A 13,988-nucleotide genomic window follows, 5' to 3' on the forward strand; every position below is an offset into this window, starting at 1 on the left:
GGTGGTTCAGCCGTTGCGGGGGCCAGGGAAGGCGCCCGGCCGGGCCGGTTCGTCGCGGGCGGCCGCGGAGGGCTGGGAGGGCATGGACCGGGCGGCCGGGACGGACGGCGCGCCGGGCAGCCCCGCGGCCACGGTCACCGCACGGGTCGCGGTGGACTCGGGCGAACGCACCGCCGGCTCTGCGCCGTTGGCCTCCGCGGCGGGCTGGGCCGCGGCTCTGCGGGCACCGTAACGACGGTGTACCGCCTGTTTGGTGACGCCGAGCGCCGAACCCACCGCGTCCCACGAGAATCCCAGCGAACGGTCGAAGTCGACCGCGGCCGTGACGAGGGTTTCGATGCTGTCCCGCAGTTCCTGGGCGAGGCGCACCGTCGGAGCGGGCGCGCGCCCGTAGACGACGAAGCCCGCGGAAGGGCCCGTGCGCCGGGGCCGGTAGACGTTGCCGAGCTGAGCGGTCAGCGTGCGCAGTGCGTCCACCTGCCGGCGCACCCGCTCGATGTCCCGCACCAGGAGATGCAGGCTGGCGCGCGCCTGGGCGTCGTGGGTTGCGTGGTCGGCCATGAGCAAGCCTCTCGAACCGGCGTGAAATAGGAAGGAAGTGATACGAGCGGGCCGCCAGAGCGGCCCGGCCCGGGTCAATGCTGTTTGACCAACGCGACAGCAGCGGCTCTGGTCACGGTATGGGGGCGTACGAGCTTTCCTACAAGGCGCGGGAAATCGTGTACGCCCCCTCGAACCACCGCCCATGGCCTCCTGCGGGACCCATAGACTGGTGTGTCGTTCCGCTGCGTGTGAGAGGTAGTTCGCCACCCATGAGGCTTGTCTTCGCCGGCACCCCCGAGGTCGCCGTACCCGCCCTCGATGCCCTGATCGCCTCGGACCGGCACGAGGTCGTGGCCGTGGTGACCCGGCCCGACGCCCCCGCCGGACGCGGCCGGAAGCTGGTCGCCAGCCCCGTCGCGGAGCGTGCGGAGGAGGCGGGCATCGAGGTGCTCAAGCCCGCCAAGCCGCGCGACGAGGACTTTCTGGCCCGGCTGCGGGAGATCGCGCCGGACTGCTGCCCGGTGGTCGCCTACGGTGCGCTGCTCCCGAAGGCCGCGCTCGACATTCCCGCCAAGGGGTGGGTCAATCTGCACTTCTCGCTGCTGCCCGCCTGGCGGGGCGCGGCGCCCGTGCAGCATGCGGTGCTGGCGGGGGACGAGGTGACCGGCGCCTCGACCTTCCAGATCGAGACCGGCCTGGACTCCGGCCCGGTCTTCGGGGTGCTCACCGAGGAGGTCCGGCCGACGGACACCAGCGGCGATCTGCTGACCCGGCTGGCGTTCGCCGGTTCCGGGCTGCTGGTGGCGACGATGGACGGCATCGAGGACGGCACGCTCCAGGCGGTGCCGCAGCCGGCCGAGGGCGTCACGCTCGCCCCGAAGATCGAGGTCGAGGACGCCAAGGTGGACTGGGCGGCGCCCGCACTGCGGGTCGACCGGGTGATCCGCGGCTGCGCGCCCGCGCCCGGCGCCTGGACGGTCTTCCGCGGTGAGCGCCTCAAGCTGATGTCGGCCGTCTCCGCCGCGGACCACGCGGAGTTGGGCCTGGCGCCCGGCGAACTCGCCGTCACCAAGAAGGCGGTGTACGTCGGCACGGGCAGCCACCCCGTGGAACTCATCTGGGTCCAGCCGCAGGGCAAGAAGCCGATGAAGGCCGCCGACTGGGCGCGCGGGGTGCGCATCGAGGGCGGGGAGCGGCTGGGGGACAAGCTGTAGGGGGTGGGCGAACAGATCCCGTAGGGGGTGCAAGTGCCCCCTTCGGGGCCACAACGTGACGGGGGTGGGCCGGTATTCCCGAGGGGCGGCCGCCGCCGACCACTGCATCCCCATTCCTCCCCCGGGGACGCCGCCACCGGGTCCGCGTAGGCTGGGAGGGACCCCTCATCTCGTATCCGGAGCACCTTTTCTGTGAGTCAGCAGCCAGGCCGTCGCCCCAGCAAGCCCTATCGCCGCCCGCAGAAGGACCCGGTCAGGATCCTCGCGTTCGAGGCGCTGCGGGCCGTCGACGAGCGCGACGCCTACGCGAATCTGGTCCTGCCGCCCCTGCTGCGCAAGGCGCGTGAGGGCGGTGACTTCGACGCCCGGGACGCGGCGCTGGCGACGGAGCTGGTGTACGGCTCGCTGCGGTGGCAGGGCACGTACGACGCGATCATCGCGCAGTGCGTGGACCGGCCGCTGCGCGAGGTGGACCCACCGGTCCTGGACGTGCTGACGCTCGGCGCGCACCAGCTGCTCGGCACCCGTATCCCCAGCCACGCCGCGGTCAGCGCCAGCGTCGAACTGGCGCGGGTGGTGCTCGGCGACGGCCGGGCGAAGTTCGTCAACGCGGTGCTGCGCAAGGTCGCGGCGCATGACCTGGACGGCTGGCTGGAGCGGGTCGCCCCGGAGTACGACAAGGACCCCGAGGACCACCTCGGCCTCGTGCACGCACACCCCCGCTGGATCGTCTCGGCCCTGTGGGACGCGCTCGGCGGCGGCCGCGCCGGCATCGAGGACCTGCTGGAGGCGGACAACGAGCGCCCCGAGGTGACCCTGGTCGCCCGGCCCGGCCGGAGCACCGCCGAGGAACTGCTGACGGTGGCCGGTGAGGACAGCGCGCTCCCCGGGCGCTGGTCCCCGTACGCCGTGCGGCTCGCGGAGGGCGGTGAGCCGGGCGCGTTGGACCCGGTGCGCGAGGGGCGTGCCGGGGTGCAGGACGAGGGCAGCCAGCTCGTCGCCCTGGCGCTGGCGAACGCGCCCGTCGAGGGCCCCGACCGCGCCTGGCTCGACGGCTGCGCCGGCCCCGGTGGCAAGGCGGCGCTGCTGGCGGCGCTCGCCGCGGAGCGTGGCGCCGCCCTGCTGGCGTCGGAGAAGCAGCCGCACCGCGCCCGTCTGGTGGCCCGGGCGCTGGAGGGCAACCCCGGCCCGTACGCGGTCATCACGGCCGACGGCACCCGCCCCGCCTGGCGGCCCGGCGCCTTCGACCGGGTGCTGGTGGACGTGCCGTGCACCGGCCTGGGCGCGCTGCGCCGCCGCCCCGAGGCCCGCTGGCGCCGCCGCCCCGAGGACCTGGACGGCTTCGCCCCCCTCCAGCGGGAGCTGCTGCGGCAGGCGCTCGCGGCGGTCCGGATCGGCGGTGTCGTCGGCTATGCGACCTGCTCACCGCATCCGGCCGAGACCCGCGCAGTGGTGGACGACGTCCTCAAGGGCCGGGGCGGCGCACCGGTCGAGACGGAATGGATCGACGCCCGCCCCCTGATGCCCGGCGTCCCGGCCCTCGGCGACGGCCCGGACGTCCAGCTGTGGCCCCATCTGCACGGCACGGACGCGATGTACCTGGCCCTGCTGCGCCGGGTGGCGTGAGGGACGGCCGTCCCGCCTCCCTGGCCCCCCGGACCGCACGCCATACTGGGGGCATGGCCTTGATCAACCCCAGCATCCTGTCCGCGGACTTCGCTCGGCTCGCCGAGGAGGCGAAGGCGGTGGAGGGCGCCGACTGGCTGCACGTCGACGTCATGGACAACCACTTCGTTCCGAACCTCACCCTCGGTGTGCCGGTGGTCGAGTCGCTGAGCAAGGCGACGGACACCCCGCTCGATCTGCATCTGATGATCGAGGACCCGGACCGCTGGGCGCCCCAGTACATCGAGGCCGGGGCCGGTTCCGTGACCTTCCATGTGGAGGCGGCGGCCGCGCCGGTGCGGCTGGCGCGGGAGATCCGGGCCAAGGGGGCGCGGGCGTCGATGGCGCTGAAGCCGGCCACGCCGATCGAGCCGTACGAGGACCTGCTGCCCGAGCTCGACATGCTGCTGATCATGACCGTGGAGCCCGGCTTCGGCGGCCAGGCGTTCCTGGACATCATGCTGCCGAAGATCCGCCGTACCCGTGAGCTGATCTCCCGGCACGGCCTTCAGCTGGCGCTTCAGGTGGACGGCGGGGTCTCGGCGGCCACCATCGAGCGGTGTGCGGAGGCGGGCGCCGATGTGTTCGTCGCGGGCTCCGCGGTGTACGGCGCGGACGATCCGGCGAAGGCAGTCCGGGATCTGCGGGAAAAGGCCGAGACGGCGACCGCGGCGGCGGGCTGGGGCTGCGCGCACTGAATTCCGGGGCGGGGGCGCGGGCGGACCGGTCCATTCCGGCCACCGGAATCTCCTCGTGGCGCGGCCGTGCCGCCGCTTGTGCGTGGCGCCACCGAGCGTTCATGAGGGTCGGGGCGCTGATGGTCCCCGTTGCCGCCGGGTTTCTGAAAGGATGAGCAAAGACTCGATCAGATGCGCAAAAGGGGAGAATTTCGTGGTAGCCAGCCGCCCACAGTCCGGAATGGGCCCTGCCGAGCTGGTGCAGGCCGCGGCCATGGCCCGCCGTTTCTATCTTGAGGGCAAGTCGAAGATCCAGATCGCGGAGGAATTCGGCGTCAGCCGGTTCAAGGTCGCGCGGGTGCTGGAGACGGCGCTGGAGCGTGATCTCGTACGGATCGAGATCCGGGTGCCCTCCGAGCTGGACGCCGAACGCTCCGACGCCCTGCGGGCCCGCTACGGCCTGCGGCACGCGGTGGTCGTCGAGTCGCCCGCCGACGCTCCCCCCGCCTTCGGCGGCCAGACCCCGCCCGAGGACGCCGCCGACCCGGAGAACCTCGGCGAGGTCGCGGCCGACCTGCTCGGTGAGCTGGTCGCCGAGGGCGATGTGCTGGGGCTGGCCTGGGGCCGGTCGACCATCCACATGGCCGCCGCGCTGCACCGCCTCCCGCCGTGCACCGTCGTGCAGTTGACCGGGGTCTACGACGCGGGGACCGCCGACCGCGGCTCCGTCGAGGCGGTGCGCCGCGCGGCCGATGTGGCCGGTGGCGAGGCGCACCCGATCTACGCGCCGATGCTGCTGCCCGACTCGGCGACGGCCGAGGCGCTGCGCCGCCAGACCGGCATCGCCCGCGCGTTCGACTACTTCGACAAGGTCACCGTCGCCTGTGTCTCCATCGGCTCCTGGGAGCCGGGCGTCTCGACCGTCTACGACATGCTGACGGACCAGGAGCGGGAGCACTACGCCTCGCTGGGTGCCGCCGCCGAGATGTCGGCGCACCTCTTCGACGCCGAGGGGCGGCGGATCGGCCGGGACCTCGGCGAGCGGTGCATCACGGTCGAGGCGGACCGGCTGCGCCGTATCCCGGAGGTCGTCGCCATCGCGGGCGGCCGGCGCAAGGCCGCCGCGATCGGTGCGGTGCTGCGCTCCGGGCTGGTGACGAGCCTGGTCACGGACACCGCCGCCGCCGACCATCTGCTGCTGGAGACCGGCCCGGGGCCGCGCCCCGCACTGGACCGGGCGGACCCTGACGGGGCGTGACGTACGCCGGAGCCAGTGCGTGACGTAGGCAGGGCCGGAGCTGGAGCCGGAGCCGGAGCCGGAGCCGAGGCGGTGACGTCAGCCGGACCCGGACCCGGACCCGGTGCGTGACGTACGCCGGGCCGGAGCCGGCGTCCGCGCGGCGCGGTCCGCGTGAGCCCGGGACCGCGCCCCCGGCGGGCACCCGGGGCGCGGTCATCGACGAGCAGCCTGCGCGGCCCTGTGACAGCATCGGCGCATGGTGATCCGCTTCTCCCCGCGCCGCGCTGCCGCCGTCTTCGGCGCGCTGCTCACCGGGCTGCTCCTGGTGCTGACCGGGTGCTCCACGGGCGGTGGCGCCAACGGGAGTTCACCGGTGGTGCCGCGGTCCACCGCCACGGCCGTGGACGCTACGCCCCGCGCTTCCGGCGTACCGGACTGGGCGCAGGGCATGCCGGTCGTGCCGGTCGGCGCGCTGCCCTCCCAGGCACGGGAGACCCTGCGCCGCATCGACGCCGGCGGTCCCCTCCCGTATGCCCAGGACGGCACGGTCTTCGGCAACCGGGAGCGACTGCTGCCCCGTCAGCCGCGCGGCTACTACCACGAGTACACCGTTCGCACGCCGGGCGCACCGGACCGCGGCGCCCGCCGGCTGGTCACCGGCCGGAGCCATGAGACGTACTACACCGAAGATCACTACCGGTCCTTCAAGGCGGTGCTCCGATGACGGCTCCCGTACCCCGGCCGCTCGCCGCGGTGCTCGACGGCAGCACGCCCCCGGGGGTGCTGCCCTGGCCCGCGGAGCGCGCGGTGGCGGACGCGCTGGCCGCCGCCCGGGACGCCGGCTGGACCGCATCCTCCCTGGATCTCGACGGGGTCGCGGACAAGGCGGCCTTCATGGAGCGGTGTGCCCGCGCGCTGCGGCTGCCGGAGTGGTTCGGCCGCAACTGGGACGCGCTCGCCGACTGCCTCACCGATCTGTCCTGGTGCCCGGCCGACCGCGGCCGGCTGCTCGTGGTGACGGGCTGGCACGGGTACGCGGCCGCGGCGCCCGACGAGTGGAGCATCGTCGAGGGGGTGCTGGCGGATGCGGTGGGTTACTGGCGTGACACGGACGCCGGACTGGCCGTGATCATGGCCAGGGGGCGGGCCCGGCAGGGCGCGTAACGGCGGCCGTGGCGGCCCGACCAGCCACGATGTCCTGTGGTCGGCCGCCCGCGCGGAGCCTCCCCGCGCGGAGGGCGCCACGAGGCCCCTTGGCGGATCGCACACACGCCCGACAAGACGCTCGGACAATCATATGACCCCTGGTCAGGGCCCGTATCCTGGCCATATGCGATTCCTGAACCCGAAGAACGGCGCGCTCGAAGAGAGTTCTTCGGTGCCGTACGACCTGACCTACGACGATGTGTTCATGGTGCCCGGCCGCTCCGCCGTCGGCTCCCGCCAGAGCGTGGACCTGGCCTCGCACGACGGGACCGGGACCACCATCCCGCTCGTGGTCGCCAACATGACGGCGATCGCCGGCCGCCGGATGGCCGAGACCGTGGCCCGCCGCGGTGGCCTGGTCGTCATTCCGCAGGACATCCCGCTCGATGTCGTCACCGACGTCGTGACCTGGATCAAGCGCCGTCATCTGGTACTGGACACGCCGATCGTGCTGTCCCCCGTCGCGACCGTGGCGGACGCCCTGGCGCTGCTGCCCAAGCGGGCGCACGGCGCGGGCATCGTCGTCGAGGGCGGCCGCCCGGTTGGCGTCGTCACCGAGCACGACCTGGCCGGGGTGGACCGCTTCACCCAGGTGGCCGAGGTCATGTCCAGGGACCTGCTGGTCCTGGACGCGGACATCGACCCGCGGGACGCCTTCAACCGTCTCGACGCCGCCAACCGCAAGCTCGCGCCCGCGGTCGACGCGGACGGCATGCTGATCGGCATCCTCACCCGTAAGGGCGCGCTCCGCGCCACCCTGTATACCCCCGCCACCGACGCCGACGGGAAGCTGCGGATCGCGGCCGCCGTGGGCATCAACGGCGATGTGGCCGGCCGGGCCAAGGCCCTGCTGGCGGCCGGGGTGGACACCCTCGTCGTGGACACCGCGCACGGTCACCAGGAGTCGATGATCAGCGCGATCAAGGCGGTCCGGGCGCTGGACCCGCAGGTCCCGATCGTGGCGGGCAACATCGTCTCCGCCGAGGGCGTCCGCGATCTGATCGACGCCGGCGCGGACATCATCAAGGTCGGTGTCGGACCGGGCGCGATGTGCACCACCCGGATGATGACCGGTGTGGGCCGGCCGCAGTTCTCCGCGGTGCTGGAGTGCGCCGCCGAGGCCAAGAAGTTCGGCAAGCACGTCTGGGCCGACGGCGGTATCCGGCACCCCCGCGATGTCGCCATGGCGCTGGCCGCGGGCGCGTCCAACGTCATGATCGGCTCCTGGTTCGCCGGCACCCTCGAATCGCCCGGTGATCTCCAGCACACCGCCGACGGCCGGCCGTACAAGGAGAGCTTCGGGATGGCCTCGGCCCGTGCGGTGCGCAACCGTACGAGCGACGAGTCGGCCTACGACCGGGCCCGCAAGGGGCTCTTCGAGGAGGGCATCTCCACCTCGCGGATGTTCATCGACCAGGCGCGCCCCGGCGTCGAGGACCTGATCGACTCGATCATCGCGGGCGTCCGCAGCTCCTGCACCTACGCGGGCGCGGCCTCCCTGGCCGAGTTCGCCGAGAAGGCCGTGGTCGGTGTGCAGAGCGCCGCCGGCTACGCCGAGGGCAAGCCGCTGCACGACAGCTGGAACTGACGCGTCACACGGCCGCTCACCGGCCGTCATCACCGCCGCTCAACGGCCCCGCACCGACCCGGTGCGGGGCCGTTCGCGCAAGTGGAACCCGGGGCCCCGGTCGGTCCCACGCGGGGGAACCCGTACGATCAGAACCTGGCGCGCAACGAACGACCGCCCGCCGCGCCGGTGCGCAACGATCGTGCACTGTTGCGCAAGGAACCTGCATTACGGCAGGTCAGCGGCGGGCCGTAAGGTCAAGCGCTGTACGTGGAGTGGCGGAGACCGTCTGCTCGGCGGTCTCCTGCTGCGGTGTGCTCCGGCATGCCGTGAACCGACCGCTGCCGGTCGCCGTCATCCGTACCCGTCATGTGATCGGCAGCGATAAAGGAGCCACCCCAGTGTTGGAGCACGGCGCAGCCCCGCCCGCAGGGGCCAGCGACCCCCGGCCCCCCTCGTCAGGGGGCCTGGCCACTCGGCTGATGCGGCGTAAGCCCGTCGAGCGGCTGGTCGCCGAGGGCGGCAAGGGGCAGGGGGGAACGCTGCGCCGCTCGATGGGCATGTGGCAGCTGACCATGATCAGCATTGGGGCCACGCTCGGCACCGGCATCTTCGTGGTCCTCGGCGAGGCCGTCCCGGACGCCGGTCCCGCGGTCATCCTCGCCTTCGTGATCGCCGGGGTCACCGCCCTGTTCTCCGCACTGTCCTACGCGGAGCTGGCCGGCAGCATCCCGGTCTCCGGATCGTCGTACTCCTACGCCTACGCCACCCTCGGTGAGCTGGTCGCCTGGGTCTGCGGCTGGTGCCTGATCCTGGAGTACGGCGTCTCGGTCGCGGCCGTCGCCGTGGGCTGGGGCCAGTACCTGAACGAGCTGCTCGGCGGGGTCTTCGGCTTCACCATCCCGGACGCGCTGTCCCAGCCGCCCGGTGACGGCGGCGTCTTCAACCTGCCGGCGCTGCTGGTCGTGCTGCTCGCGATGGTGTTCCTGCTGGGCGGCGCCAAGGAGAGCGCCCGCGCCAACACGATCATGGTCGTCGTCAAGATCGCCGCGCTGCTGCTGTTCTGCGGTGTCGCCGTCCAGGGCGTGCGGTCCGGCAACTACGCGAACTTCATGCCGATGGGCATGGCGGGCGTCAGCGCAGCGGGCGCGACCCTGTTCTTCTCGTACATCGGCTTCGACGCCGCCTCCACCGCCGGTGAGGAGGCCAAGGACCCGCAGCGTGACCTGCCGCGCGCGATCATGCTCTCGCTGGTGATCGTCACGGCGCTGTACTGCCTGGTCGCCGCGATCGCCGTGGGCGCGATGCCCTGGCAGAAGTTCGAGGGCTCGGAGGCCGCGCTGGCCGGGATCATGAAGGCGGTCACCGGGCAGAGCTGGTGGGCCGTGCTGCTCGCCTTCGGCGCGGTCATCGCCATCGCCAGCGTCGTGCTGACCGTGCTCTACGGCCAGACCCGCATCCTCTTCGCGATGTCCCGGGACGGGCTGGTGCCGAAGGTGTTCTCCAAGGTGCACCCGAAGAGCGGTGCGCCGCGTGCCAACACCATCATCGTCTCGCTGTTCTGCGGGGTGCTCGCCGCGGCGGTGCCGCTGGGCGAGCTGGCCGACGCCACCAGCATCGGCACCCTGTTCGCCTTCGCGCTGGTCAATGTCGCGGTGATCGTGCTGCGCCGCACCCGGCCCGACATGCCGCGCAGCTTCCGCACTCCGCTCTCGCCGCTCTTCCCGGCGATCGGTTTCCTGCTGTGCGTCTACATGATGGGCAGCCTCGGCGCCGTGACCTGGGTGGTCTTCGGTGTCTGGATGGCCGTGGGCCTTGTGGTCTACTTCGGATACGGCATGCGCCGCTCCCGATTGGCCACCGCAGAGAAGTGATCCACCCGCAGTGCGACTGAACGATCTCGACGAACGCATCGTCCACGCCCTCGCCGAGGACGCCCGCCGCAGCTATGCCGACATCGGCCAGGAGGTCGGGCTGTCCGCACCGGCCGTCAAACGCCGGGTGGACCGGCTGCGGGCGGACGGCGCGATCACCGGATTCACCGTACGGGTCGATCCGGCCGCGCTCGGCTGGGAGACCGAGGGGTTCATCGAGATCTACTGCCGCCGCAACACCTCGCCCGAGTCGATCCACCGCGGCCTGTCGCGCTACCCGGAAGTGGCGTCCGCCTCCACCGTCACCGGTGAGGCGGACGCCGTCGTCCAGGTCTTCGCCGCCGACATGCGGCACTTCGAGCGGGTGCTGGAGCGGATCGCGGGCGAGCCGTTCGTGGAGCGGACGAAGTCCGTGCTGGTGCTCTCCCCGCTGCTGCGGCGCTACAGCTCGGGGGCACCGGGCTAGCTTCCGCCCCGCTCAAGGGCGCCGGGCCGGCCCCCCGACCCCACTCAAGACCCGCCGCGCCCGGCCCGGGTCCCGGCCCGCAGACCCCACACCACGGCACATCCCACCACCAGCACCACCCCCGCCGCGATCCGGTAGCCCAGCGCCGTGGCGTCGGCGAACGCGGTGACCGTCGTGGCGCCGTGCCCGGTCCCCGCGGCGAAGCGCACAGACAGCACGGTGCCCACCACGGCGATGCCCAGTGCCGCGCCCAACTCCCGTGCCGCGCCCTGGAGTCCCGACCCCATCCCGGAACGTCGGGCGGGTACGGACGCCACGATCGCATGCGACAGCGTCGGCATCGCCAGCCCCGCACCGGCCGCCATCACCAGCAGGAACGCCAGGTAGCAGAGGTACGGGGTGCCGGCGTCCGCGGTGGCGAGCAGCAGCAGACCGGCCGCGATCAGCGCCAGCCCCGCACCGGCCGTCCTGGCCTCGCCGGCCCGCTGCGCCCAGCGCATGCCGTACTTCGTCACCGCCATCATCCCGAGGGCCAGAGGCGCGATGGCGCAGCCCGTCTGGAGGGGTGAGTACGCCTTCACGTACTGAAGGAACTGGGCGTTGACGTAGAAGAGCGCGAACATCCCGAAGAAGGTGACGGCGATACCGAGGCTCCCGGCGAGCAGCCGCGGCAGCCGGAACAGCCGGGGGTCCAGCACCGGGTGCGCGGCCCGCAGCCCGTGCCGGACGAACAGCGCGAACACCACCAGCGCCAGGGCGAACGCGCCGGTCACCGTGGCCGAGGCCCAGCCCCGCCCCGGGCCCTCGATGATCCCGAAGAGCAGCGCCGCCGCGCCGAGGACCAGCAGCGCCGAGCCCGGCAGATCGAGCGCCGCGGTCTGCCGGGGGATCCGGGGCGCGGCCCTTGCCACCCAGGCCAGCAGGGCCAGGGCGAGGGGCACATACGCCCAGAACAGCCCCTGCCACGGCAGGAATTGCAGGATCAGCGCGCCGCCGGCATTGCCCGCCAGCCCGCCGACAGCGACCGCCGTGCTCCAGGCGGCGACGGCCCCGGCCCGGCGGTCGGGTGGCGCGGCGTGCAGGAGTACGGACATGGTCGCGGGGACCAGGAGCGCGGCGCCCGCGCCCGACAGGGCCCGGCCCGCCAGCAGCACCGGCAGCGTGGTCGCGGGCGCGCACAGCAGCGCGCCCGCGGCGAACACACCGAGCCCGGTGAGCAGCACCCCCTTGCGGCCCATCCGGTCGCCGACCGCGCCGGCCGGGATCAACAGCCCCGCGAAGACCAGCACATAGGTGTCGACGATCCACAACAGCTGGGCGGGGGAGGGGTGCAGAGCGCTTGCGGCGATCTTGGGTATCGCCAGGTTCATCGCGGCCACCAGCGACTGCGCCACCAGCACACAGGCACACATCGCGGCGGTCACCGGGCGCGGGCGGGCGAGGGGGCCGACGGACGCGGGAGGGGAGCCCGGAGGGGAAACGGTGGAGGTCATGACCGGGACGCTAAGGTCCCGTTCAGTTGACCTCAACTGCAAGGGGTGCACTCCATGATTGCGCGTAACGCAAACATCGACCTCAACCTGCTGACGGCGCTGGACGCCCTGCTCGAAGAGCAGAGTGTGACCGCGGCCGCCGACCGGCTCGGGCTCTCCGGACCGGCCATGAGCCGCGCCCTCGGCCGTATCCGCCGCACGATCGGTGACCCCGTCCTGGTGCGCGCCGGCCGCCATATGGTGCCCACCCCGCGCGCCCTGGAAATCAGGGCCGAGGTGCGCCGGCTGGTGGAGGCGGCACACGGCGTCCTGGCCCCGACCGCGCCGGCCGACCCGGCCCGGATGGCCCGGGTGTTCACCATCAACGCCAACGACCTCTTCGTCACCTCCCTCGGGCCGCGCCTGGTCGCCCGCGTCGCCGAGGAAGCGCCGCAGGTCGTGCTGCGCTTCCTCGGCGAGAGCCATATCGATGTGCCGCTGCTGCGGGATGGCGCCGCTGACCTGGAGCTCGGTGTCATCGACAGCCGGGAGCCGGAGATCCGCAGGGAGGAACTGTTCGTCGACCGCAGTGTCGCGGTGGTGCGCGAGGGCCACCCGCTGACCACCGGGAAACTCACCGCGCGCCGCTTCGCTGACGCGTCACACCTCATTTTCTCCCGCCGCGGCCGGCTCACCGGACCGGTCGACGCGGCGCTCGCGGCCCGCGGGCTGCGGCGCAAGGTGATCGCCACCGTCCCGACCTTCGCCGCGTCGCTGATGATGGTCCGCGACAGCGACGCGGTCGGCCTGACCGGCGAGCGGGCCGGGGTGGCGACGGTCCGCGGTCTGGGACTGCGCATGCTGCCGATCCCGCTCGAACTGCCGCCGATGACCATGGAGATGGCCTGGCACCCGCGCCAGGAGGCCGACGCGGGGCACCGCTGGCTGCGCGGGCTGGTCCGGGAGACGGTGCGGGAGAGCCTGCGGGACCTGCCGCCCGGCGAGGGCTGACCCGCCGCGGCGCCGTGCCCCGGCGCCGGCGCAACGAATCACCGCACAGTCCCTTGAACGCGCAATGAATCGTCCATCGGCGCGCAACGGTGGCGCCTTGTCCCGGATCACCGGCGGCCCGTACCGTCAATGCGTCCGCCCGCACCGTCTCGCCGAGGGGTCCCATGACGTCGCTGCACACCGCCCTGCTCCAGAGCTCGGGCCGGCCCGGCGATGTCGCGCACAATCTGCGGGTGCTCCAGGACGCGGCCCGCGAGGCGGCGGCCACCGGCGCCGGACTGCTCGCCTGCCCCGAGCTCTTCCTCACCGGCTATGCCATCGGCGGCGACGTCCACCGCCTCGCGGAGACCGCCGACGGCGACAGCGCGCAGGCCATCGGGAAGATCGCCGCCGAGCACGGCATCGCGGTGCTCTACGGCTACCCCGAGCGCGCCGCGCAGGACGAGCCCGACAGCGCCGCCGTGTACAACTCCGCGCAGCTCATCGGCCCCTCGGGCGAGCGCCTCGCGAACTACCGCAAGACCCATCTCTTCGGCTGCTTCGAGCACGAATGGTTCACCCCGGGGGAGCGGACCGTCGTCCAGGCCGAGCTGGCCGGCCTCCGGATCGGTCTGCTGATCTGCTACGACGTGGAGTTCCCGGAGAACGTCCGGGCGCATGCGCTGGCCGGCACCGATCTGCTGCTGGTGCCCACCGCGCAGATGCACCCCTTCCAGTTCGTCGCCGAGTCCGTCATCCCGGTCCGCGCCTTCGAGAACCAGATGTACGTCGCGTACGTCAACCGGGTCGGCGCGGAGGGCGAGTTCGAGTTCGTCGGCCTCAGCTGCCTGGCCGGCCCGGACGGTGTGGTCCGCACCCGCGCCGGCCGCACCGAGCAGCTGGTCCGGGCCGAGGTCGACGCCGCCTTCCTGAAGCAGTCCCGCGCGGACAACCCGTATCTGCACGACCGCCGGCCGGAGCTGTACGGCCCGCTGACGTGACCTGACCCCCCGCCCCACCGATCCGCCGCAGGCCGGCCCACCCGGCCTGCGCTGCCCTGCCTGCTGTGCCCTG

13 protein-coding genes are annotated in these 13,988 nt (G+C 73.0%); 11 read left to right on the forward strand and 2 right to left on the reverse strand.

What is annotated here, in order from left to right; all coding sequences use genetic code 11:
* Nucleotides 1-6: 6 nt before the first annotated feature.
* Nucleotides 7-561 (reverse strand): hypothetical protein, encoded by a 555-nt coding sequence (locus ACZ4XD_RS06705; protein WP_468038848.1) that lies wholly within the window; start codon nucleotides 559-561, stop codon nucleotides 7-9.
* 251 nt (nucleotides 562-812) lie between these two features.
* On the opposite strand from ACZ4XD_RS06705, the gene fmt reads away from it, so the two are divergent.
* From fmt to ACZ4XD_RS06750, 9 genes are all read left to right on the forward strand, one after another.
* Nucleotides 813-1,757 (forward strand): methionyl-tRNA formyltransferase, encoded by a 945-nt coding sequence (gene fmt, locus ACZ4XD_RS06710; protein WP_468038850.1) that lies wholly within the window; start codon nucleotides 813-815, stop codon nucleotides 1,755-1,757.
* 192 nt (nucleotides 1,758-1,949) lie between these two features.
* A complete protein-coding gene (locus ACZ4XD_RS06715; protein ID WP_468038852.1) occupies nucleotides 1,950-3,383 on the forward strand; it encodes an RsmB/NOP family class I SAM-dependent RNA methyltransferase in 1,434 nt (477 codons plus the stop codon).
* A gap of 53 nt (nucleotides 3,384-3,436) precedes the next feature.
* The gene (gene rpe, locus ACZ4XD_RS06720; protein WP_042156824.1) at nucleotides 3,437-4,120 is read left to right on the forward strand and encodes a ribulose-phosphate 3-epimerase; all 684 of its coding nucleotides are present in this window, start codon (nucleotides 3,437-3,439) and stop codon (nucleotides 4,118-4,120) included.
* Nucleotides 4,121-4,340: 220 nt separating this feature from the next.
* Entirely contained in the window at nucleotides 4,341-5,357 is a 1,017-nt protein-coding gene (locus tag ACZ4XD_RS06725) for a sugar-binding transcriptional regulator (RefSeq protein ID WP_042156821.1), read from the forward strand.
* 238 nt (nucleotides 5,358-5,595) lie between these two features.
* Nucleotides 5,596-6,063, forward strand: a complete 468-nt coding sequence (locus ACZ4XD_RS06730) for a guanyl-specific ribonuclease (protein ID WP_468038854.1) — start codon at nucleotides 5,596-5,598, stop codon at nucleotides 6,061-6,063.
* On the forward strand, nucleotides 6,060-6,503 hold the full coding sequence (locus ACZ4XD_RS06735) for a barstar family protein (protein WP_468038856.1): 444 nt from the start codon (nucleotides 6,060-6,062) through the stop codon (nucleotides 6,501-6,503). The genes ACZ4XD_RS06730 and ACZ4XD_RS06735 overlap by 4 nt, the downstream gene beginning before the upstream one ends.
* A 166-nt stretch (nucleotides 6,504-6,669) precedes the next feature.
* Nucleotides 6,670-8,133, forward strand: a complete 1,464-nt coding sequence (locus ACZ4XD_RS06740) for a GuaB1 family IMP dehydrogenase-related protein (protein WP_468038858.1) — start codon at nucleotides 6,670-6,672, stop codon at nucleotides 8,131-8,133.
* Between the two features lie 380 nt (nucleotides 8,134-8,513).
* Nucleotides 8,514-9,986 carry an amino acid permease gene (locus tag ACZ4XD_RS06745; protein WP_468038860.1) on the forward strand — a complete coding sequence of 491 codons (1,473 nt, stop codon included), beginning with the start codon at nucleotides 8,514-8,516 and terminating at the stop codon, nucleotides 9,984-9,986.
* A gap of 10 nt (nucleotides 9,987-9,996) precedes the next feature.
* Nucleotides 9,997-10,452, forward strand: a complete 456-nt coding sequence (locus ACZ4XD_RS06750; RefSeq protein WP_468038862.1) for an Lrp/AsnC family transcriptional regulator — start codon at nucleotides 9,997-9,999, stop codon at nucleotides 10,450-10,452.
* Between the two features lie 44 nt (nucleotides 10,453-10,496).
* Here ACZ4XD_RS06750 and ACZ4XD_RS06755 read toward each other — a convergent pair whose 3' ends face one another.
* Complete coding sequence (locus tag ACZ4XD_RS06755) at nucleotides 10,497-11,945, reverse strand: MFS transporter (protein WP_468038864.1); 1,449 nt, start codon at nucleotides 11,943-11,945, stop codon at nucleotides 10,497-10,499.
* A 54-nt stretch (nucleotides 11,946-11,999) separates the two neighbouring features.
* Here ACZ4XD_RS06755 and ACZ4XD_RS06760 point away from each other — a divergent pair, with 54 nt between their 5' ends.
* Together ACZ4XD_RS06760 and ACZ4XD_RS06765 are read left to right on the forward strand one after the other, a co-directional pair.
* Nucleotides 12,000-12,935, forward strand: a complete 936-nt coding sequence (locus ACZ4XD_RS06760; RefSeq protein ID WP_468038866.1) for a LysR family transcriptional regulator — start codon at nucleotides 12,000-12,002, stop codon at nucleotides 12,933-12,935.
* A 164-nt stretch (nucleotides 12,936-13,099) separates the two neighbouring features.
* Nucleotides 13,100-13,915 carry a carbon-nitrogen hydrolase family protein gene (locus ACZ4XD_RS06765; protein ID WP_468038868.1) on the forward strand — a complete coding sequence of 272 codons (816 nt, stop codon included), beginning with the start codon at nucleotides 13,100-13,102 and terminating at the stop codon, nucleotides 13,913-13,915.
* The last annotated feature ends 73 nt before the right edge of the window (nucleotides 13,916-13,988 follow it).

This window comes from Streptomyces sp. NPDC029466, from assembly GCF_055574515.1.